The following is a 20,363-nucleotide window of genomic DNA, read 5'->3' on the forward strand; positions in this document are numbered from 1 at the left end:
CCCCTTAGTTCGGCGAGCTGGTCGAGACGCCGGATCACATGGGCGCACACCGGCAAGGCGGGGCCGCAAGCCGTGCTGCCTGCGGCCCCGCTGGAGTGTCGGTGTCAGGACGGGTCGCCGTACTGGAGGCCGCGTCCGTTGGTGCCGACGTACACGCGGCCGAAGGTGTCGGGGTCGCCGGTGATGACGCCGACACCGCCGATGCTGCCCCACTGGTGGGCGTCGTCGTTGACGCGGAGCCAGGTGGCGCCCTTGTCGGTGGAGCGGAAGACCCCGGTGACGTCCTTGACCGTGCCGATCAGGTACAGGGCCTGGTAAGAGGCGCCGGGTGCGGCCTTGCCGAAGCCGAGGGCGGATGCGGACTTCACCGTGGGGAGCGTGGTGAAGGTGCGGCCGCCGTCGGTGGAGTGCAGCAGCCCCTGGCCGCCGTCGGCGATCCACAGGTCCCCCGCGACACCGGGCACGGCCGTCAGCCGGCCGTCGGCGGGCAGCTTGGCAGCGCGGGGGGTGAAGGTCGCTCCCCCGTCGGTGCTGGCGTAGAGCGTGCCGCCGGACAGCGAGTAGAACGTCCCGGCCGAGGAGCGGTCGGCGACGACCACAGCGTCGGTGCCCAGGCCACCGACCTTGGACCAGCTCGCCCCCTTGTCCGTGGAGCGGTACGGAACCTGGCCGGCCTGGGTCCAGACTATGGAGGAGCCGTCCGCCGCGAGCGCGATCCGGCCGTCCCGGGCACCTGCCACCGGCTGCGCCTTGAAGCCGTTCCAGCTGACGCCGCCGTCGGTGGAGTAGGCGCCGTCCTGCGCGCCGCCATGGCCGACGCGGACCATCACCGAGGGAGAGGACTGGGCGAAGTCGATATCGGTGCTGTTGGCCATCATCGGGTTCGCCAGCCGCCCGGCGGGCACCTTGGTCAGGTCGTCGTGGCGGAAGCCGCCCTGGTCACCCATGGCGGTGATGACGGCGGCACCGCCGGGCGGGGCAATCGCGTCCATCAGCGCGGTCTCCTCAAGGCCCCGCGCCCCCACGGTCCAGTGGCTGGTACCGCCGTTGTCCGTGGCGTTGGCGTCCTTGCTGCGCCAGATGCCGTTGCCCGTCCCGTACAGCACATGCCCGGAGTCGAAGGGGTCGATGGCCAAGGCGGTCATCCAGTGCCCGGTGTGGGTGCCGACGTAGGGAGCGGCCGAGGCGTTGCGTACCGATTTGCCGGCCAGTGCCGTCCATGTCGTGCCGCCGTCGGTGGTGCGGTAGATCTCGTCCTCGGGCCACCAGCGGTCGAGGGTGGTGACCATCACCGTGGACGGCTTGCGCGGATCGACGGCCAGGCCGGAGAAGCCGTAGGTACCGCTGGACGGGGAGACGTTCTTCCACGCCCCACCGGCCGGTGTGTACTTCCAGACCGAGCCCGCCGTCACACCGTTGGGGCCGAGGGTGTTGGTATATGTCAGATACAGCGAGCCGTCACCGGTGAACACGCCGTGCTGCGGCAGCTGGCCGGTGGGCTGCCCGGACACGGCGTGCCAGGTGCTGCCGCCGTCGGTGGAGCGATACAGCGAGGTGGACCGGTCGGCGACACCGGCGTAGACCGTGTTGCTGCCGGCCGGACCGTACGTCACGAAGGAGATGCCCGCGCCGGTGCTCGCACCGTCCTTGACGGGGAACGAGGAGACCTGCCGCCATGTCACCCCGCTGTCCGTGCTGCGCCACAGGCCGTTCTTACGGGTGCCCAGCAGCAGGGTGCGGTTGTCCGAGGGGTCGATCACAAGCCGTTCACCCGCGCCGCGGCCGTCCTCGTTGCCGCCCAGCTTGAACGGCAGTTCGGTGCGCTGGAAGGTGCGGCCCCGGTCGGTGGAGCGCAGGAGCGCACCGTTGCCCGCCCAGTTGTTGGTGTAGGTGCCCGCCGCGAGGTAGAGCCGGTTGGGGTCGACGGGGTCGGTGGCCAGCGCGTCGATGCCCAGCAGGTTCCAGTCCTTCTCACCGAGCCAGTCGGTGAGCGGGATCCACTGCTCGGCCCCGGTGTCCCAGCGGTAGGCGCCGCCCATGTCGGTGCGTGCGTACAGCAGGCCCTTCTCCCGTGGGTTGAACACCAGGCCGGTGACATAACCACCGCCGACCACCTGGGCGTTCTTCCACACATACGCTCCCGCCGCAGGCTTCTGGGCGTCGCTCACCTTCACCAGTTTCCAGTACTGGTTGGTGCTGCCCCTGCCGGGATACTGGATGATCGCCGCGCCCTGGGCCGTGGAGCCTCCGGAGACGTCCAGGACCTGGCCGCTCTTGCGGGAGGTGAAGGTGACGGCGCCGGAGCCGCTCACGTCGTCGATCCGCCACTCCTGGGAGGCGGAAGAGCTGTCGGTCTGCTGTTCCGCGGCGGCTGACCGGGCGGTCGAGGCGCCCGCTATACCCAGCACCTTGCCGCTGTTGCGGTTCACGAGCTTGTAGTAACCGTCCCCGGTGGACCTCAGTCTCCACTGCTGGTTGACGGTGCTCTGGTCGCTCCACTGCTGGATACGGGTGCCGTCAGCCGTGGAGAAGGCGTTGACGTCCACCACCTTGCCGCTGCGTACCGAAACCAGCCTGTAGTAGGCGTCGGCGTCGACCGTCGCGGCCTGCGAGTCCTCCTGGGTGAGCAGGAGGTACGGCACGACGGCTGCGGGCACACCGAGCAGCAGAGCGGTGGCGCTCCAGCGACGACGGTGCCGTCCGCGGCGCCCGCCGTTCGTGGGGTTGTTCATAGGGGGGTGTTCTCCTTGCATGTCACCGTGGATCGGGCAGTTCAGCGCTGCAGGGTGAGGAGACCCGGCCGGTACGGCAGCTGGTCGTACGGGCCGGTCGCGGTGGGCGACTTGCCCTGGTAGAGGAGCTGCAGATGGCAGGGGTCGACGGTCATCGTCTGGTCAGGGTTGGTGCGGACCAGGTCGCCATGGCTGATGTCGTTGGTCCAGGTGGCACCGCTGTTGGCCTTGCCCGCGAAGGGGTTGCTCTCGCTGGCGGCCTGCGGAGTCCAGGAACCGTTCAGGCTGGTGGCCGTGAAGGAGCGGAAGTAGCGCTGTTCGTTCGCACCCCGAGCCTCGACGATCATGAGGTACTGGTTCTGGCCCTGGACCTTGTAGACCTGCGGCGCCTCGAAGAGGTTCTTGACCGTGTCGCTCATGACGGTCGTGTACGAGGAGCCGAAGCTGCCCGGGAAGTTCCCGAGCGGCATGCTCGCCCGGTAGATCTTGCCGTTGTCACCGGCGAAGAACAGGTACATGTTCTGGCCGTCGGCGATCAGCGTCTGGTCGATCGGGGCGGCGCCGGGGATGCTGCCGGTGAACAGCGGCTGCGGCGCGGACCAGCCGTTGGGGTTGCTGGGGTCGCTCGACGTACGGTAGATGAACGGCCACGCGCCCCACTGGTAGGCCAGCACCCAGATCTTCTTGGGCGCGAAGTAGAACAGCGTCGGCGCCACCGCGGACTGGCCCATCCCCGTCTGGCGGGCCGAGGCCATGTCCGCCCAGTTGGTGAAGGGAGCGAAGGCCATCGAGCCGTACGAAGAACCCGACACGTTCGAGGCGTAGACCAGGTGCTTGCCGTTGTACATCACGTGGGTGAAGTCCTTCACCGACCTCCACCCGTTCGCCGGCTGCGCCAGCGCTCCGGTCGACGACCACCGGTAGGTCGACGGAAGGGCGCAGGTGCTGCCGCCGGTCGGCGCGGATGACGTCGGAGCCGGTGCCTGGGAGGGGCCGGACCACTTCTGGTTGGCGCCGGTCCAGCAGGAGTACAGCTGGATCCTGGTGCCGTTGGCGGTGGCCGCGCCGACGGCGTCGAGACACAGCCCGGACCGGACGCCGGCGATCGTGCCGGCGGTGTTGACCTTCCACTGCTGGTCGGCGCTGCCGTCGCAGTCCTGGATGACGACCGCGGTGCCGTTGGCGGTGCCCTTCGCCTGGGCGCCCAGGCACTTGTTGCCGTAGACCATCAGCTGTCTGCCCGCGGTGTGGGTCCAGCGCTGGTTGCTCTGCCCGTTGCAGTCCCACAGCTGCGCCTGGGTGCCGTTGGCGGTGGAGAAGCCGTTGATGTCGATACAGCGGCCGGAGGGGACGCCCTTGATCTCCCCGCCGCCGGACCCGCCGGGGGCGGGACCGGTTCCGCCCGTGGGGGTGCCGGACGCGCCGGGCGTGGGGCCCGGGGCGGACTTGAGGGCGTTCATGACGGCGGTGTAGGCGGGCTTGGGTTTGCCGTCGTTGTCGAACAGCAGAGGGCTCTCCCCGCTGCGCCAGGAGTCGCGGTCGCGGACGCCCCACACCGTGATGCCGGTGCACCGGGCCACGGACAGACAGGCGTTCACCGCGCCCGCGTAGTGGACGGGCGAGGCACCGGCGATGTCCAGCTCGGTGAGCTGGACATCGACGCCGAGGGCGGCGAAGTTGGACAGGGTGGTCCGGAAGCTGGACGGCGGGCCGCCGGGGCCGAAGTGGCTCTGGAACCCGACGCAGTCGATGGGCACGCCACGGGACTTGAAGTCCTTCACCATCCGGTAGACGCCCTGGGTCTTGGCGTCCGTCCAGTTCTCGATGTTGTAGTCGTTGTAGCAGAGCTTGGCCGAGGAGTCGGCCGTCCGGGCGGTACGGAACGCCTCCTCGATGAAGCCGTTGCCGAGCACGTCCTGGAACACCGAACCGCGATGCTGACCGGAGCCGTCGGCGAACGCCTCGTTGACCACGTCCCAGGCATAGACCTTGCCCTTGTAGTGGTTCATCTCGGTGGTGATGTGGTTCTTCATCACACCGCGCAGGGTGTTCGCGTCGCGGATGGAGCGGACCCAGGCGGGCAGCTGCGAGTGCCAGACCGTGGTGTGGCCGCGCAGGCGCTGGCCGTGTGCCAGGGCGTGGCTGACGATCCGGTCGGCGGCTTCGAAGGTGAACGTGCCCCGGGACGGCTCGACGGCGTCCCACTTCATCTCGTTCTCCGGCGTCACCATGGTGAACTCCCGGTCCGCTATCGCGGCGTACGCCGGGTCGCTGAGCCGGCCGGCGGCCAGAGCGGTGCCGAAGTACCGGCCAGAGGGTGCCGCCTGCGACCCCAGGGCGGCGGCTCCGGCGGAGTGGGGAAGCAGCGTCATGGCACCGGCCACCAGCGCGGCGGCCGACACTCCTGTCACCACGGTGCGGCGACGCCGGCTGAGCCGGTGCAGGCCCTTCACGATGCTCCTCGGAGGTCGTGGATGTGTCGCGTCATGGGAGCGGATTCCTTCATGAGATACGTCAACGGGAAGGTCGGGGCCCTGCCGCGCCCGCACGCCGGGGGCGAGCGGCGGGAAGAGCACCCCACATAAGGGGAGGCCGACGAGCCCGCGGTCCCGTAACGGAAAAGTGGCGCGACCCGGCGGATTGCCCGGTGATGCATCTCGCAGGCAGAAAGTGTTACGCGGGACCCCGCGACCTGGTCGCCCCGGCAAAAAGGGCATGCCTCGTTCCGGGGTGCCTACAGGTGGCGGTCGCGGACGGGCGGCCGTCGCCCGGCCTGCCCGTCCCGCCTGCGCGAGGAGCGCTTCCTCAGACCCAGGGCCTGCGCACGATGAAGGAAGCCTGTCCGGCGAAGGCGCGGGTGCCGTCGGAGCCGTCGAGCCAGATACCGCCGTCACGCCGGCGCAGGACCGACCCGGGGTAGTTGTGGGCGTGCAGGGTCACCGACCCGGCGACCGCCCCGGGGCGCGCGCAGAAGGTGGCGTCCTCGCGGAACAGGGCGCTGCCGTCGCTGCTGCTCAGCCGCAGCCGCAGGTCACGATGGCGCAGATAGCGGCCGTCGGCGGCGCGGAAGGTGACGCACCGGGAGTCGGCCAGCCCCTTGACGACGGTGAAGGTGACCCGTCGGCGTGTCTGCGCGTCGCTGGACGCGGAGACCGGGCCGAGCGTCGCGAAGTCGCCGGAGTACGTGAGGTACAGATCGGGGGCGTCCACCGACTCCAGCGACTGGGCACCCAGTGCAACCGTGCCGGGGGCGGCGGACGGACGCACCACCGGGGACGGGCCGGCCGACGGGCTGGTACGGGACGGGCTCGGCGTGACGGGGCGCGAAGGGGTTGGCGCCGGAGAGCCGGCCGTGGGCCGGGTGCCGCTGGGCTCCCCGGCTGTGGGAGGGGCGCTGATGGCGGGTGCCCGATCGGCCGGTGCGGGCCAGGTCACGTAGACGGCGGTCCCGGTGACGAGCACCGCGCCGGTGGCGAGGGCCAGCAGCGGATGCGCGGTCACCGCGGAGAGTTTGCCGACCAGCGACCCGTGCAGACCGCCTCCCCCCGCCGCCGTGCCAAAGGCTGCTGGGGTGGTGGCCAGTCCGGCGGCGCTCACGGCCGTACCCGACAGCAGGCCCTTGGCGGCCAGCGCGGCGACGAGCCCGGCCGGGACCGTCAGCGGCGCGAGGCTGAAGAGCAGGAGCTCGGCCGGGACCCGTGTCGCCGTCGTCGCCCCGCAGCGGGCACATCCGCGGGTGTGCCGCGCGATCCGCTTGCGCCACACCGATGTCCGCGCGCCGTCCCACTCGGCGACGCTGCCGTCCAACCCCGGACAGCGTGGGTCGGCCGCCAGCGCGGCGACGATCGTCCGGCTCAGCTCCAGCTGCTCGCGCATACGTTGCACGCGCACGCCGACGTGGGCGACGGTGAGTCCCGTGGCTGCGGCGATGTCGTCGCGGCTGAGCAGTCCGGCGCGTTCCTGCCACCACAGCGACAGCAGCACCCGGTGGTCCGCGTCGAGCCACCGGGTGGCTTCGACGACCTGACGGCGCTCGTCGGACATACGCAGCCGCAGGATCGTCATGTCCTCGGGTTCGGCGCCCGCGTCCGGTATCTCGTGTGCCTCGTCGATGACCGTCGTCCGCCCGGCGAAGGTCCGCTGGCGGTGGCGGTGCGTGCTGATCTGACGGATCGTGATCGACACCAGCCAGGAGCGGAAGCTCTCCGGGGCGCGCAGGGCGGGCAGATCGCGCACCGCGCGGAGCAGGGTTTCCTGGACGACGTCGTCGACGTCGGCATGCCCGCTCAGCGCTCGCCCGACGATGTTGTAGAGCAATGGCAGGTAGGCGGCGATGAGTTCCTCACGCGCCCGATCGTCACCGGCCTGCGCCTCGACAACGAGCCCCGCGTGCTCCGCTTCCATGAATCCGCCCTTCCCCACCTCCCTCGGGGGAGCGATCCGCCGAGTACGGCGGCATACCTTAGCGTCAGCAAAAGGATACGGCCAAAGCGTCCGCGACAGGGGCGAGGACCGCCGCCGCCAGCCGTTCACCTCACCCTGCCGTCCAGCCGCTTTGCAACAGCGGCGTTTCGGCCTCATGGCGGGATCCTTCAAACCCTGGTGCCGCCTCACAGGTACGGACCAGACTCACGTTCGCACGTCAGTGCATACGTTCCGTCTCCCCTGGTCAGAAGGCTCCACCGCGCATGCATACCTCCCTCAGCCCCGGCGCCCTCGCGGCGTTCCCCTCACATGCGGTGAGGAGGTGCCGGACGTGGTGCGCTATGTGATGCGCAAGGCGGCGGGCTGGCTGCTGATGATCGTGGTCGCGACCAACGCGACCTACTTCCTCGCCAGTTGGTTCCTGGACCCGCGCTCCAACTTCAAAGAGCTGCGTCCCGTCCGCAGCGAGGCGCAGATCGACCGGGCTCTCGCACCGTACAACCTGGACCCGAGCGTGCCGGTCGTGCACCGGTGGTGGGACTGGTTCACGGCCGTCTTCCTCCGCTTCGACTGGGGGAAGTCCCCCACAGGTGTCTCCGTGAACGGCGAGATCGGCTACCGGTCGCTGGTGAGCGCCGAGTTGGTCGTCATCGCGACGGTCCTGTCCGTCGTGATCGGCGTCGCGCTCGGGGTGTACACCGCCTCCCGGCAGTACGGCTGGGCCGACCGCGTCACCCAGGCGGTGTCCATCGCGGTGTTCAACATACCCACCTCCGTCGCCGCGCTCGCGGTGGTCTTCGTGGCCATCTGGCTCAACCAGCACGCCGGGATGCACTTCCTCTACGTCGCCGGGGAGAACTCTCCGAACGTACAAGGGCTGCTCCCGACCATCGGTGACCGTCTGCTGCACCTGATCCTGCCCACCCTGACACTGACCCTGATGGGGTACGTCGGCTACCACCTGACCCAGCGATCGCTGCTGCTGGACACGCTCAACGCCGACTTCGTCCGCACCGCCCAGGCCACCGGCCTCACCCGGGCCAAGGCGATCCGCCGGCACGCGCTGCGCGCCGCACTCATCCCTACGGCGGCGTCCGTCGCGTTCAGCGTCCCGGCCGTCTTCACCGGGGCCGTCCTCACCGAGACGATCTTCGGCTGGAACGGCATGGGCCGCTACTTCATCCAGACCATCAACAAGAACGACGTACACGGCGCGGTCGCCACCGCCGCCTTCGCGGCGGCCCTGACCGCGATCGGTGCGATCCTCGCGGACATCGCCACCGTCTTCCTCGACCCGAGAGTGCGGGTGAGCTGACGTGGCCTCGGACGTGACTACTACTGATGTGCAGGCGGACAGGAAGCCGCACGTGACGCCAGAGGTGACCGCACAGGTGCCGGCAGGCCCGCGCCCCCTCGGCCGTGGCCGTCTCTACCTGCGGCGCTTCCTGCGCAACCGCCTCGCCGTCGCCGGCGTGGTGATCTTCGCACTGCTGGTGCTCTTCAGCGCGTTCGGCGGGCTGTTCACCTCGTACGCGTACGCGGACGCCGACTTCGCCGCACTCACCCAGCCACCGAGCGCCACCCACTGGTTCGGCACCAACCAGGGCGGGAACGACATCTACGCCTCCACGGTGCACGGGCTCCAGCGCTCCCTCGTGATCGCGGTGAGTGTGTCCGTCCTGACCGTCGTCATCGCCGCGGTCATCGGCTCCAGCGCCGCCTACTTCGGGGGCCGGGTCGAGAAGGCGACCCTCGCCGTCATCCACTTCCTGCTGATCGTCCCCTCGTTCCTCATCCTCGCCCTGGTCTCCCACCGGCTGGCGGGCGACTGGCGGGTCCTCATCCTCGTCCTGACGGTGTTCGGCTGGATGTCCACCGCGCGAGTGATCTGGTCCGTGTCGACGTCACTGCGCGAACGCGACTATGTGACGGCGGCCGAGTTCATGGGCGTGCGCCCCCTGCGCATCATCGTGCGCCACATCATCCCCAACCTCGGCTCGCTGCTGATCGTCAACCTGACCCTGGGCGTGGTCGCGACCGTACTGAGCGAAACCGCCCTGTCCTTCCTCGGGTTCGGCGTCCAGACCCCGGACGTGTCCCTGGGCACGATGCTCGCGGACGGCGCGGGCACCGTCACCAGCGCCCCCTGGCTCTTCGCCTTCCCCGCGGGCCTGGTCGTCCTGCTCACCGTGTCGATGACGTTCATCGGCGACGGGCTGCGCGACGCGCTCGACCCCACGTCCGTGACCGGTGCGGCAGGAGGCCGACGATGACCCTGACGACGACCCTCACCGAGCCCACGGCGCCCACCGGCGCCACCCCCGTGCTCTCGGTGCGCGACCTGCGGGTCTCCTTCCCCTCCGAGGCCGGGACCGTCGAGGCGGTACGCGGCGTCAGCTTCGACCTCCTGCCGGGCCGCACCCTCGGCATCGTCGGCGAGTCCGGCTCGGGCAAGTCCGCCACCGCGATGGGCATCATGGGACTGCTCCCGCCCTCCGCCGACCTGCGCGGCCAGGTCCTGCTCGGCGGACGCGACCTCGTCGGCCTCGGCGACAAGGCGCTGTCCGAACTGCGCGGCAACGACATCGGCATGGTCTTCCAGGACCCCCTCTCCGCGCTCACGCCGATCTTCTCCGTGGGCAGACTGCTCTCCGACGCCCTGCGCGTCCACCAGGACCTGACCAAACGGGTCGCCTGGGAGCAGGCCGTCCAACTGCTCGACCTCGTCGGCATCCCCGACCCGCGCGAGCGGGCCACGTCCTTCCCGCACGAGTTCTCCGGCGGTATGCGCCAGCGCGTCGTGATCGCCATGGCGATCGCCAACAGGCCGTCCGTCCTCGTCGCCGACGAACCCACCACCGCCCTCGACGTCACGGTGCAGGCCCAGATCCTGGACGTGCTGCGACTGGCCCAGCGGGAGACCGGGGCCGGCCTCGTCCTGATCACCCATGACCTCGGGGTGGTGGCCGGTCACGCCGATGACGTCGCCGTCATGTACGCGGGCCGGTTCGTGGAGCGCGCGGCCGTGGACGAACTCTTCCGACGGCCGACGATGCCGTACACCGCCAGGCTGCTCGCCGCCGTCCCGACCGTGGACAGCGGCGTCCACCGGCCGCTGGTCCCGATCTCCGGGGAACCGCCCGTCCTGGTGGGCCTGGCGGCCGGCTGCCCCTTCGCGGACCGCTGCGCCCTCGCCCTGGACGCCTGCCGCACCGACGAACCGGAGCTCCGATCGGTCACCGGTCACGGCCATGTGGCCTGTCTGCGCGCCGAGGAGATAGCCGCTGGAACGCTGGACCCCGCAGGCGGCGTCGCGCCCGTCGCCGACCCCGACGGCTCCGCCCGTGCGGAGGCCGGTGAGGTGGTGCTCCGGGTCGAGGACCTCGTCAAGACCTTCCCCGTCACCAAGGGCGCCCTGCTCAAGCGGCGGGTCGGGACCCTGCACGCCGTCAACGGGGTGAGCTTCGAACTGCGCGCGGGGGAAACCCTGGGCCTGGTGGGAGAGTCGGGCAGTGGCAAGACCACGACGCTGCTGGAGATCCTGCGGCTGCGACGGCCCCAGGGCGGACGCATCGAGATCGCCGGCACCGACGTCGGCACGGCCGACTCCGCCGCGCGCGTACGGGAGCTGAGGCAGGACGTCCAGATCGTGATGCAGGATCCGCTCGGGGCGCTGGATCCGCGGCTGCCCGTCTTCGACCTGCTCGCCGAGCCCCTGCACGCCATCGGGCGGGACCGCGCGGCGATCCGCTCGCGCATCGCCGAACTACTGGCCCTGGTCGGTCTGGACGGCTCGGCGAGCGACCGCTTCCCGGCCGCGCTGTCCGGCGGACAGCGCCAGCGGGTCGGTATCGCGCGTGCCCTGGCGACCGAGCCGAAGCTGCTCGCCCTGGACGAGCCGCTCTCGGCCCTGGACGTCTCGGTGCAGGCCGGGGTGATCAACCTGCTGGCGCGCCTCAAGCGCGAACTGGGCCTCGCCTACCTCGTGGTGGCCCACGACCTGGCGGTGGTCCGCTACATCTCCGACCGCATCGCGGTGATGTACCTGGGGCACGTCGTCGAGACCGGCCCAGCCGAAACGCTCTTCTCCGATCCCCGGCACCCCTACACCCAGGCGCTGCTCTCGGCGATCCCGGTGCCCGACCCGGAGCGCGAACGCACCCGCGAACGCGTCGTCCTGGAGGGCGAGCAGCCGAGCGCGAGGCGCTTGCCCCCGGGCTGTGTCTTCGTCGACCGGTGCCCGCTGTACCGGCTGGCCGCCGCCGACGTCCAGGAGCGCTGCCGTACGCGGCGCCCCGCCCTGACCGAGGCGGCCGGGCAGCCCGCCCACCAGTACGCCTGCCATGCCGCCTGAGCACCGGCTGCCGAGCCCCGTCCCGGCCGGCCCCGGCACGCGCTCGAACCCCCGCCCTCACGAACACCCACACCGATCCCGAAGGAACCACTCCGCCATGCGTGCAAGACTGGCCCTGCCCGTCGCCCTCCTCGCCGCCATCTCCGTAGCCGCCACCGCGTGCCAGTCCTCCTCCGGGAAGGACGCGGCGCCGGCGGACGGCCAGGGCGAGCGCAAGGCCGCGTCGTCGGTCGTCGACTACAACCCGCAGCCGTACGACAACATCAAGGACGGCGGCACCTACACCACCGTCGGCACCTTCGACGAGCAGGGCAACCCCTTCAACGTCAATGCCACCCTGACCGCGTCCCGGGTCTGGTCCTGGTACAACGCCGACGCGATCACGTACTCGCCCACCGGCGAGGTGCAGTACAACCCGGACTACTACAGCGATGTGAAGGTCTCCGTCGAGGGCGGCAACCAGAAGGTCACGCTGACCATCAACCCGAAGGCCGCCTTCAACGACGGCACCCCGATCGACTGGACCGCGATCCAGGCCACCTGGAAGGCCAACAACGGTTCGGACAAGGCCTTCGCCGCCTCGTCCACCGACGGCTACGACCGGATCACCTCGGTCGAGAAGGGAGCGGACGCCAAGCAGGCCGTCATCACCTTCAAGGGCGTCAACGCCGCCTGGTCCAGCCTGTTCACCACGTTCCTGCACCCCAAGGCCGCCACGGTCGACAACTTCAACAAGGCGTACGTCAAGACGGCCCACCCCGAGTGGGGCGCGGGCCCGTACACGGTCGGCAGCTGGGACGCGCACTCGGGCAACATCACCTTCGTGCGGAACCCGAAGTGGTGGGGGAAGAAGGGCAAGCTCGACAAGCGCGTCTACGTCAATCTGGAGTCGACGGCGGCCGTTAACGCCTTCAAGAACGGGCAGGTCGACTACACCTCCGCCTCCGACGCGGAGAACCTCAAGCAGATCAAGGGGCTCAAGGGCACGGAGATCCGCAGCGGCGGCAGCCCGTTCGAGTACGCGCTCTACTTCAACACCAAGTCGTCCGTCCTCGCCGACATCAACGTCCGCAAGGCCATCCAGCAGGCCGTCGACCGCACCCAGATCGCGAAGATCCAGTTCCAGGGGCTCGACTACAAGGAGCCGCTGCCCGGCTCCGCCGTGCTCTACAGCTTCCAGAAGGGCTACCAGGACAACGTCTCCACCGTGCTGAAGTACGCGCCGCAGGAGGCGGGAAAGACGCTCGACGCGGCGGGCTGGAAGCCTGGGGACGGCGGGGTGCGCGTTAAGAACGGCAAGAAGCTCGAAGTCGGGTACACCCTGCTCGGTGACGACCCGCTGGCCAAGGCCACCGCCGGTGCGTTCGCCGCGATGCTGAAGCAGGTCGGCGTCCAGCTCACCATCAAGAAGGCGGACGACTCGGACTTCTCCAAGATCCTCAGCGAGCGCAGGTTCGACCTCTTCCTGTCGGGAAACCGCTCCATGGACCCCTTCGGGGCGCGTTATCTGTGCGACTTCTACTGCTCCGACCGTGACTCCAACATCACCGGGGCGGGCACCGCGGAACTGGACAAGGAGATCCGCGCCGCCACGCAGATCGCCGACCTCGACCAGCAGGTCGCCGCGGTCAACAAGGTCGAGCAGAAGGCCCTCCAGCAGTACGCCTTCCTGCCGCTGTACAGCGGCCCCTCCACCTACGGCGTGAAGAAGGGCCTCGCCAACATCGGCGCGACCATCTTTTACAGCCCGCTGCCCGAGACGGTCGGCTGGCAGAAGTAGCCCCGTGCCCGCAGCCGCGCCGGGCCCTGCCCGGGGCGGTGCGGCACGCCTGCCTCGGCCCATCCGCGCACCAGCCGCGGGTGGGCCGTGAGCGCGTTCCGGTGCGGTCGGCCGACCGTACCGTGGACGGTGTCTGGGCAGCGGCGGTCCCCTTTGCTAGCTTCGGGTCATGGTCGCCCAGGCTGAGAACTTCGCGTCGCGTCGCTATGTCGACCTGCGGCGCCAGGGCACGGCCACCTGTCGCCCTCGCTGAGGCGGCCGGAGCACGTTCCGTCCCGGTCGCCGAGAAGCAGACGGCGCAGTGTCGGACCCGCTCCCGAGGAAGTTCCCCATGTACCGCACAGTGGCACCCCTGTCCCCGGCCGCCTCCCCACCACCCCCGCCCTCCCCGGCGCCGCGCCGGGTGTCGGACAGCTCGCGGCGCAGGACCAGCGCCAGCGCGGTCCTGCGGTCCGTCCTTGAACACGGGCCGGTCGCACGCAGCGGCATCGCCCGTCTGACGGGCCTCTCCCCGGCCTCGGTGGGCGAGTACTGCGCCCAGTTGGGCGCCCTCGGCCTGACACGGGAGAGCGCCGTGCCCCGCCAGTCCAACGGCGCCGGCCGCCCGCACATACCGGTCGACCTGGACACCTCGCGGTTCGTGGTCGCCGGGGTGCACGTGGCCGTGCCGTACACCACCGTCGCCCTGCTCGACCTGCGCGGGCGCGTGGTCATCGAACGGCGGCTGGGCCATGGCGACGGCACCGGGCCGGACCGGGTCCTGGCGCGGGCCGCCGACGGCCTCGACGCGCTCGTCGCGCAGGCCCGCGGGCGCACTCCGCTGGGCATCGGTGTCGCGGCGGGCGGCTGGGTGGACCGGGACTCGGGGACCATCGTGGAACACGGCCTCCTCGGCTGGCGCGACGTGGCCGTCCGCGAGGTGATCGGCGCGAGCACCGGCCTGCCGGTCCACGTGGATGGGCACGCCAGGGCGCTGGTCAACGCGGAGCGGCTGTTCGGCCGTGCCCGGGGCAGCCGGAGCGTGCTGCACCTGTTCGTCGGCAACGCGGTGGACGCCGCCTTCGCCACCCACGACGAGGTCCACCACGGGCCCCGCTCACAGGCCGGGGCCATCGCCCATCTGCCCCTTGAGGGCGGGACGGAGCCGTGCGACTGCGGCCGGACCGGGTGCCTTCAGGCCGAGCTGAGCGAGCGGACGCTCGCGCGCCGGGCGCGCGAGAGCGGCGTCATCAGCACCGCGAACCCGATGCACGTGGTGGGCGCCGCGGCCCACGGCGACCCGGTCGCCGTACGCCTCCTGGTGGAGCGGGCCCGGATGGTCGGCCGGGCGGCGCGGCTGCTGCTCGACGTCCTCAACCCGGACACGGTCGTCGTCACCGAGGTCGGTGTGATGTACCGGGAGGACTGCCTGCGCACGCTGCGCGAGGCGGTGGGACAGGACCGGGGGGCGTTGGTGGTGCCCACCAGTTTCCCGGAATCGGTACTCGCGGTGGCGGGTGGTTCGGTGGCGCTCGACGTGCTCTACCGGGATCCGCTGGGCGCCTCCGGGACGCGAATTAATTCAGAAACTCCGAATATTGACAGGGGTAGTGGAGGACCGGGAGCATTCTCGGTATGAGCAGCGCGCAGGAATTCCCCCCGATGGCCCCGTCGCGGCAGGTCCGCGACCAGGGTGTCGGTGTCGCGCCCTCCCCGACACCTCCGCCGTCGCCGTTGCGCCGGATCGCGCTGACCAGGTGCCGCGTCATCGACCTGATGCGGGTCGGTCGCACCCTGTGTTGCTGACGCGTCACGCCTCTGTGTCGACGTGTCCGTTTCCCCACGTGTCCCCATGCCGATGTGCTGGTGAATCGGCACATTGCCGCCCGTGTGTTTACGCGCTGACGTTCTGACGCAGCGGCTTTTCCGCGCCCCCTTTCCCCACCGCGCCTTCGGCGTGTTCCGCCTTTCCCCGCGTATGTCGCTTTCCCGGCTTCGCCCTGTCCGGAATTCCGCGCGGTCCGCCTTCCTCTCAGCCCACGGAGTCCTTCCATGCCACCCATGCCCCCACCCGCGGCCGGTTTCGACCGGCGACTGTTCCTGTCCTCCCTGCTCGGCGTCGCAGCCGCCGCGGGCCTCAGCGGCTGCGCGGGGGCCGACACCACCGACACCGGGACCGAGAAGGCCGCGCTCGCCCCGCTGGCGGCCCAGGTGCCCATCGGCACCAGCCTGAAGATCGCCTCGTACCAGGGCGTGCAACAGCTCCAGTTCAAGCTGGCGGGCCTGAGCGACCTGCCCTTCACCGTGTCCGACTGGCTGAACATCGGCGCCGGCCCCGACGTCATCAACGCCTTTCGCGCCAAGTCCCTGGACCTCGCCAACAACGCCGGGATCCCGCCCATCCAGGCACACTTCCAGGGCTACCACGCGAAGATCGTGGCGATCGGCATCACCCGCAAACCCAACTACCTCTTCGCCACCAAACCCGGCAGCGACATCGAGGACGTCCAGGGCTTCAAGGGGAAGAAGCTGGCCTTCTCCCAGGGGCAGGCCCAGGGAGTGGTGCTGCTGCGCGCCCTGAAGAAGGCGGGGCTGACGTACGACGACGTGAAGCTGGTGCCGCTGACCAGCAACCAGTTCCTCACCGCGCTCCAGGCCGGCCAGGTCGACATCGCCCCGCTCGCCAACCAGCAGGCCCCAGCCTACCTCAAGCAGTACGGCCCCAAGGGCGCGCACACCGTCAAGACCGACGTCGTGGACCTCCTCAACCTGCTGTGGGCGCCCGACTCCGTCCTCGCCGACCCCGCGAAGGCCGCCGCGGTCGCCGCGTACATCCCCCGCTGGGCAAAAGGGCAGGTGTGGGCGTACGAGCACCCGGACGTCTGGAACCAGGAGTTCTACGTCAAGACCCAGAACCTCACCACCGCCCAGGCGCAGTCGATCACCGCACTCGCCAACAAGCCGCTGTTCCCGCCGAGTTGGGACGAGGCGGTGAGGTGGGAGCAGGAGACCGCCGACCTGCTGGCGGAGGGCGGCTTCGTGAAGAAGTTCACGGTCGACTCGCTCTTCGACCGGCGCTTCGAGGGCATCGCGGCCAAGGCCGTCCCCGCCGAGTACCAGAGGTGACCGCCATGACCACCACCGCCACGACCCCTGTCTTGCCCGCGCCCGCCCAAGCGCCCCCGGCGATACGCCCGGCCAGGCGCCGCAGCCTCGCCCCGGGCAAACGGCTGCCCGCCTCCCGACTCATCGGCCCGGCGCTCGTCCTCGCCGTGTGGGCGGCCGCGTCCGCCGCCGGGCGACTGGACCCCACCGCGATTCCGGCGCCCTGGACGGTGCTGCGCACCACCGGCGACCTGTGGACCGGCGGGACGCTGCCCACCGATGTGCTCACCTCGCTGGAACGCGCCGGATACGGCTTCGCCCTGGGGCTGAGCGCCGGTGTGGTGCTCGCACTGACGGCCGGGCTCAGCCGGGTCGGTGAGGCGCTGATCGACGGAACGGTCCAGCTCAACCGGGCCATTCCGACCCTGGGCCTGATCCCGCTGTTCATCCTCTGGCTCGGCATCGGCGAGACCTTCAAGGTCGCGATCATCGCGATCGTCGTCTACATCCCGATCTACCTCAACCTGCACGCCGCCCTGTCCGGGATCGACCACCGCTATGTCGAACTCGCCGAGGTGCAGGGCCTGTCCAGGATCCGTTTCATCCGGCAGATCGTCATCCCCGGCGCCCTGCCCGGCTTCTTCGTCGGGCTGCGGCTCGGCGTCACCGGCTCCTGGCTCTCGCTGGTCGTCCTGGAGCAGATCAACGCCACCAGCGGGCTCGGCTACATGATGTTCCAGGCCCAGAACTACGGCCGTACGGACATCATCCTCGTCGGTCTGCTGATCTACGGCGTCTTCGGCCTGCTCTCCGACAGCGCGGTCCGCCTCGTCGAACGGAGGGTGCTGTCGTGGCGACGCACGCTGAGCAGCTGACCACCGGCCTCACGGCCCCGGCCGTCCGGCTCGCCGGACTGACCCGCTCCTTCGATGGCCGTACGGTCCTCGACGGCATCGACCTGGACATCCCGGCCGGGCAGTTCACAGCCCTGCTCGGGCACAGCGGCTCCGGCAAGAGCACCCTGTTGAGGGCGATCGCCGGGCTCGACCACCGGGTCGAGGGCAGTGGCGAACTGAGCGCTCCGGCGCGGGTGTCGGTGGTCTTCCAGGACTCCCGGCTGCTGCCCTGGTGCCGGGTGCTGGACAACGTCCTGCTGGGGACGGACGGCAAGGAAGCCGTCCCGCGCGGCCGCGCGGCCCTCGCCGAGGTCGGTCTCGCGGGGCGCGAGAGGGCCTGGCCCAACGAGCTGTCGGGCGGTGAGGCCCAGCGCGCCGCACTGGCCCGCTCCCTCGTCAGGGAGCCGGAACTGCTGCTGGCCGACGAGCCGTTCGGCGCCCTTGACGCACTCACCCGGATCCGTATGCACGCCCTCCTGCGGGAGCTGTGGGAGCGCCACCGGCCCTCCGTCCTGCTCGTCACGCACGACGTGGACGAGGCGATCGTGCTGGCCGACCGGGTGCTGGTGCTCGACCGGGGCCGGATCGGCCTCGATCTGACCATCGAACGCCCCCATCCGCGCCAGTACCGCGATCCCCTGCTCGGCGAGTACCGCGAGCGGCTGCTCGCCGCCCTCGGCGTAACGGAACACCAGGAGGCCGAGAGCCACCGGGAACGCCCGGAACCCCCCGACGACCCGCGGAACCCGACGCACCCACCGCCACAGGAGACCCACCAGTGACCCGGCGCCAACTCCACCTCAACGCGTTCCTCATGAGCACGGGGCATCACGAGGCGTCCTGGCGCCTGCCCGAGAGCGACCCGTACGCGAGCGTCGACCTCGACCACTACCGCGCCCTCGCCGCGATCGCCGAACGCGGCACCTTCGACTCGCTCTTCCTCGCCGACGGCCCGGTCCTCTTCAGCAACGTCGGCCAGCGGCCGTCCGGGGTCCTCGAGCCCCTCACCCTGCTCACCGCCCTGGCCGTGGCGACCGAGCACATCGGGCTGATAGCCACCGCCTCCACCTCGTACAACTCGCCCTACAACCTGGCCCGCAGACTCGCCTCCCTCGACCATGTCAGCGGCGGCCGAGCGGGCTGGAACATCGTGACCACCGCCGGCGCCGAGGCGGCCCGCAACTTCGGGCTCGACGACGAGCCCGCCCACGCCACCCGCTACGAACGGGCCCATGAGTTCCTGGACGTGGCGCTGAAGCTCTGGGACAGCTGGGAGGACGATCTGATCGTCGCGGACAAGGCGGCGGGGGTCTGGGGCGACGAGCGCAAGCTCCACCCGCCGCGTCACCGCGGGACCTACTTCGGCGTCGAGGGCGCCCTCAACGTACCGCGCAGCCCCCAGGGCTACCCGCTCCTCGTCCAGGCGGGCTCCTCGCAGGACGGCAAGCGGTTCGCGGCCCGCTACGCCGAGGCGGTCTTCACCGCCCAGCAGTCGCTCGGCGACGCCCAGGACTTCTACGCCGACCTCAAGTCCCGGGCACGCGCGGCCGGACGCAACCCCGACCACCTCAAGGTGCTGCCCGGCATCGTCCCCGTCATCGGCGCCACCGAGGCCGAGGCGCGGGCACACGAGCGCCTGCTGGAGGAGCACATCGTCCCCGAACACGGCCTCCACCGCCTCGAACACCTGCTGCACCTGGAGCCGGGGACGCTCGACCTGGACTCCGAGCTGCCCGCCGAACTGGCTCCGGAGAGCGCCATCGAAGGAGCCAAGAGCCGCTACACCCTCGTCGTGGAACTCGCCCGGCGCGAACGGCTCACCGTACGTGAACTCATCGGCCGTCTCGGCGGCGGACGCGGCCATCTCACCTTCGCGGGCACGCCCGAGCAGGTCGCCGACGCCATCGAGGAGTGGTTCCGGCTGGGCGCCGCCGACGGTTTCAACATCATGCCCGCGGTCCTGCCCTCCGGCCTCGGCCTGTTCGTCGACCATGTGGTGCCCCTCCTGCGCGAGCGCGGCCTGTTCCGCACGGAGTACGGCCCCCGGCAGACCCTGCGCGAGCGCTACGGCCTTCCGCGCCCCACCAACCAGCACACCTCCCCCGCCCTGACCCGAGTCTGAAAGGACCCCACATGTCCGACATCGAGTTCCGCAAGGTCACCGCGCACATCGGCGCCCAGGTGTCCGGCGTCGACATCGCCAAGCCCCTGGACGCCGAGACCGTCTCCGCCCTGCGGACCGCTCTCAACGAGCACAAGGCGCTGGTCTTCGACGACGTCGACCTGGACGACGAGGGCCAGCAGGCCTTCGCCCGCCATTTCGGCGACCTGACCACGGCCCACCCCACCGTGCCCGCCGTGGCCGAGGCACCCAACGTGCTCCCCGTCGACAGCGAGCGCGGCCGCGCCAACCACTGGCACACCGACGTCACCTTCGTCCTCAACCCGCCGCAGGCCAGCACCCTGCGCAGCATCACCGTCCCGCCGTACGGGGGCGAGACGCTGATCGCCAACTCGGCGGCCGCGTACCGCAGTCTGCCGGAGCCGCTGCGGCTGCTGGCCGACACCCTGTGGGCCGAGCACACCAACGACTACGACTACGCGGTGCCGGACGAGGAGGTCGACGCGGAGAAGGCGGAGCAGCGCGCCCAGTTCACGTCCATCACCTACCGAACCGCCCACCCCGTCGTCCGGGTCCACCCGCTGACCGGTGAACGCGGGCTGTTCATCGGCGGCTTCGCCCAGCGGATCGTCGGCCTGTCGGTGGCGGAGTCCCGCAAGGTCCTCGAACTGCTCCAGGCCTACGTCATCCGGCCGGAGCACATCCTGCGGTGGCGCTGGTCCCCGAACCAGCTCGTCCTGTTCGACAACCGGATCACCCAGCACTACGCCATCGACAACTACGACGGACTGCCGCGCCGCCTGCACCGCGTGACGGTCGCCGGTGACATACCGGTCGGCACCGAGGGCAAGGAGAGCTACTCGATCACGGGTGACGCCTCGCACTACACATCGGTCCACACACCGTCGGCTGTGTGACGGGGCAGCACGCCAGAGGCCGCACCACGAGGGGCCTCTGGCGGCGCTCGTAC

Annotated in this window: 13 protein-coding genes; 10 read left to right on the forward strand and 3 right to left on the reverse strand. The window is 70.5% G+C overall.

Features of this window, described 5'->3' with window-relative positions; genetic code table 11:
• Positions 1 to 104 precede the first annotated feature (104 nt).
• From ABD236_RS10740 to ABD236_RS10750, 3 genes are all read right to left on the reverse strand, one after another.
• Entirely contained in the window at positions 105 to 2,732 is a 2,628-nt protein-coding gene (locus ABD236_RS10740) for an RICIN domain-containing protein (RefSeq protein WP_344072891.1), read from the reverse strand.
• Between the two features lie 41 nt (positions 2,733 to 2,773).
• Positions 2,774 to 5,185, reverse strand: a complete 2,412-nt coding sequence (locus ABD236_RS10745; RefSeq protein ID WP_344072893.1) for a non-reducing end alpha-L-arabinofuranosidase family hydrolase — start codon at positions 5,183 to 5,185, stop codon at positions 2,774 to 2,776.
• Between the two features lie 352 nt (positions 5,186 to 5,537).
• Positions 5,538 to 7,136 carry a sigma-70 family RNA polymerase sigma factor gene (locus ABD236_RS10750; protein WP_344072895.1) on the reverse strand — a complete coding sequence of 533 codons (1,599 nt, stop codon included), beginning with the start codon at positions 7,134 to 7,136 and terminating at the stop codon, positions 5,538 to 5,540.
• A gap of 352 nt (positions 7,137 to 7,488) precedes the next feature.
• On the opposite strand from ABD236_RS10750, the gene ABD236_RS10755 reads away from it, so the two are divergent.
• From ABD236_RS10755 to ABD236_RS10800, 10 genes are all read left to right on the forward strand, one after another.
• Positions 7,489 to 8,472 (forward strand): ABC transporter permease, encoded by a 984-nt coding sequence (locus ABD236_RS10755; RefSeq protein WP_344074206.1) that lies wholly within the window; start codon positions 7,489 to 7,491, stop codon positions 8,470 to 8,472.
• Between the two features lie 52 nt (positions 8,473 to 8,524).
• Complete coding sequence (locus tag ABD236_RS10760; protein WP_344072897.1) at positions 8,525 to 9,430, forward strand: ABC transporter permease; 906 nt, start codon at positions 8,525 to 8,527, stop codon at positions 9,428 to 9,430.
• Complete coding sequence (locus ABD236_RS10765; protein ID WP_344072899.1) at positions 9,427 to 11,511, forward strand: dipeptide ABC transporter ATP-binding protein; 2,085 nt, start codon at positions 9,427 to 9,429, stop codon at positions 11,509 to 11,511. Before ABD236_RS10760 ends, ABD236_RS10765 begins: the two co-directional genes overlap by 4 nt.
• Before the next feature lie 97 nt (positions 11,512 to 11,608).
• The gene (locus ABD236_RS10770; protein WP_344072901.1) at positions 11,609 to 13,291 is read left to right on the forward strand and encodes an ABC transporter family substrate-binding protein; all 1,683 of its coding nucleotides are present in this window, start codon (positions 11,609 to 11,611) and stop codon (positions 13,289 to 13,291) included.
• 331 nt (positions 13,292 to 13,622) lie between these two features.
• Positions 13,623 to 14,909, forward strand: a complete 1,287-nt coding sequence (locus ABD236_RS10775; protein ID WP_344072903.1) for an ROK family protein — start codon at positions 13,623 to 13,625, stop codon at positions 14,907 to 14,909.
• Positions 14,910 to 15,322: 413 nt separating this feature from the next.
• The gene (locus ABD236_RS10780; RefSeq protein WP_425543854.1) at positions 15,323 to 16,396 is read left to right on the forward strand and encodes an ABC transporter substrate-binding protein; all 1,074 of its coding nucleotides are present in this window, start codon (positions 15,323 to 15,325) and stop codon (positions 16,394 to 16,396) included.
• Between the two features lie 5 nt (positions 16,397 to 16,401).
• A complete protein-coding gene (locus tag ABD236_RS10785; RefSeq protein WP_344072907.1) occupies positions 16,402 to 17,250 on the forward strand; it encodes an ABC transporter permease in 849 nt (282 codons plus the stop codon).
• Complete coding sequence (locus tag ABD236_RS10790; protein ID WP_344072909.1) at positions 17,226 to 18,053, forward strand: ABC transporter ATP-binding protein; 828 nt, start codon at positions 17,226 to 17,228, stop codon at positions 18,051 to 18,053. Before ABD236_RS10785 ends, ABD236_RS10790 begins: the two co-directional genes overlap by 25 nt.
• Positions 18,050 to 19,393: an LLM class flavin-dependent oxidoreductase gene (locus ABD236_RS10795; RefSeq protein WP_425543855.1), complete on the forward strand. Its 1,344-nt coding sequence runs from the start codon at positions 18,050 to 18,052 to the stop codon at positions 19,391 to 19,393. Before ABD236_RS10790 ends, ABD236_RS10795 begins: the two co-directional genes overlap by 4 nt.
• An 11-nt stretch (positions 19,394 to 19,404) precedes the next feature.
• Positions 19,405 to 20,310 (forward strand): TauD/TfdA dioxygenase family protein, encoded by a 906-nt coding sequence (locus ABD236_RS10800; RefSeq protein WP_344072911.1) that lies wholly within the window; start codon positions 19,405 to 19,407, stop codon positions 20,308 to 20,310.
• Positions 20,311 to 20,363 lie beyond the last annotated feature (53 nt).

This window comes from Streptomyces crystallinus, from assembly GCF_039521265.1.
Taxonomy (GTDB): Bacteria; Actinomycetota; Actinomycetes; order Streptomycetales; family Streptomycetaceae; genus Streptomyces; species Streptomyces crystallinus.

What these genes read in the sequence shown, in the direction of transcription:
- ABD236_RS10740 (WP_344072891.1), bottom strand. Translation starts at nt 2,732, where the DNA reads ATGAACAACCCCACGAACGGCGGGCGCCGCGGACGGCACCGTCGTCGC.
- ABD236_RS10750 (WP_344072895.1), bottom strand. Translation starts at nt 7,136, where the DNA reads ATGGAAGCGGAGCACGCGGGGCTCGTTGTCGAGGCGCAGGCCGGTGAC.
- ABD236_RS10765 (WP_344072899.1), top strand. Translation starts at nt 9,427, where the DNA reads ATGACCCTGACGACGACCCTCACCGAGCCCACGGCGCCCACCGGCGCC.
- ABD236_RS10770 (WP_344072901.1), top strand. Translation starts at nt 11,609, where the DNA reads ATGCGTGCAAGACTGGCCCTGCCCGTCGCCCTCCTCGCCGCCATCTCC.
- ABD236_RS10775 (WP_344072903.1), top strand. Translation starts at nt 13,623, where the DNA reads ATGTACCGCACAGTGGCACCCCTGTCCCCGGCCGCCTCCCCACCACCC.
- ABD236_RS10780 (WP_425543854.1), top strand. Translation starts at nt 15,323, where the DNA reads ATGCCACCCATGCCCCCACCCGCGGCCGGTTTCGACCGGCGACTGTTC.
- ABD236_RS10785 (WP_344072907.1), top strand. Translation starts at nt 16,402, where the DNA reads ATGACCACCACCGCCACGACCCCTGTCTTGCCCGCGCCCGCCCAAGCG.
- ABD236_RS10800 (WP_344072911.1), top strand. Translation starts at nt 19,405, where the DNA reads ATGTCCGACATCGAGTTCCGCAAGGTCACCGCGCACATCGGCGCCCAG.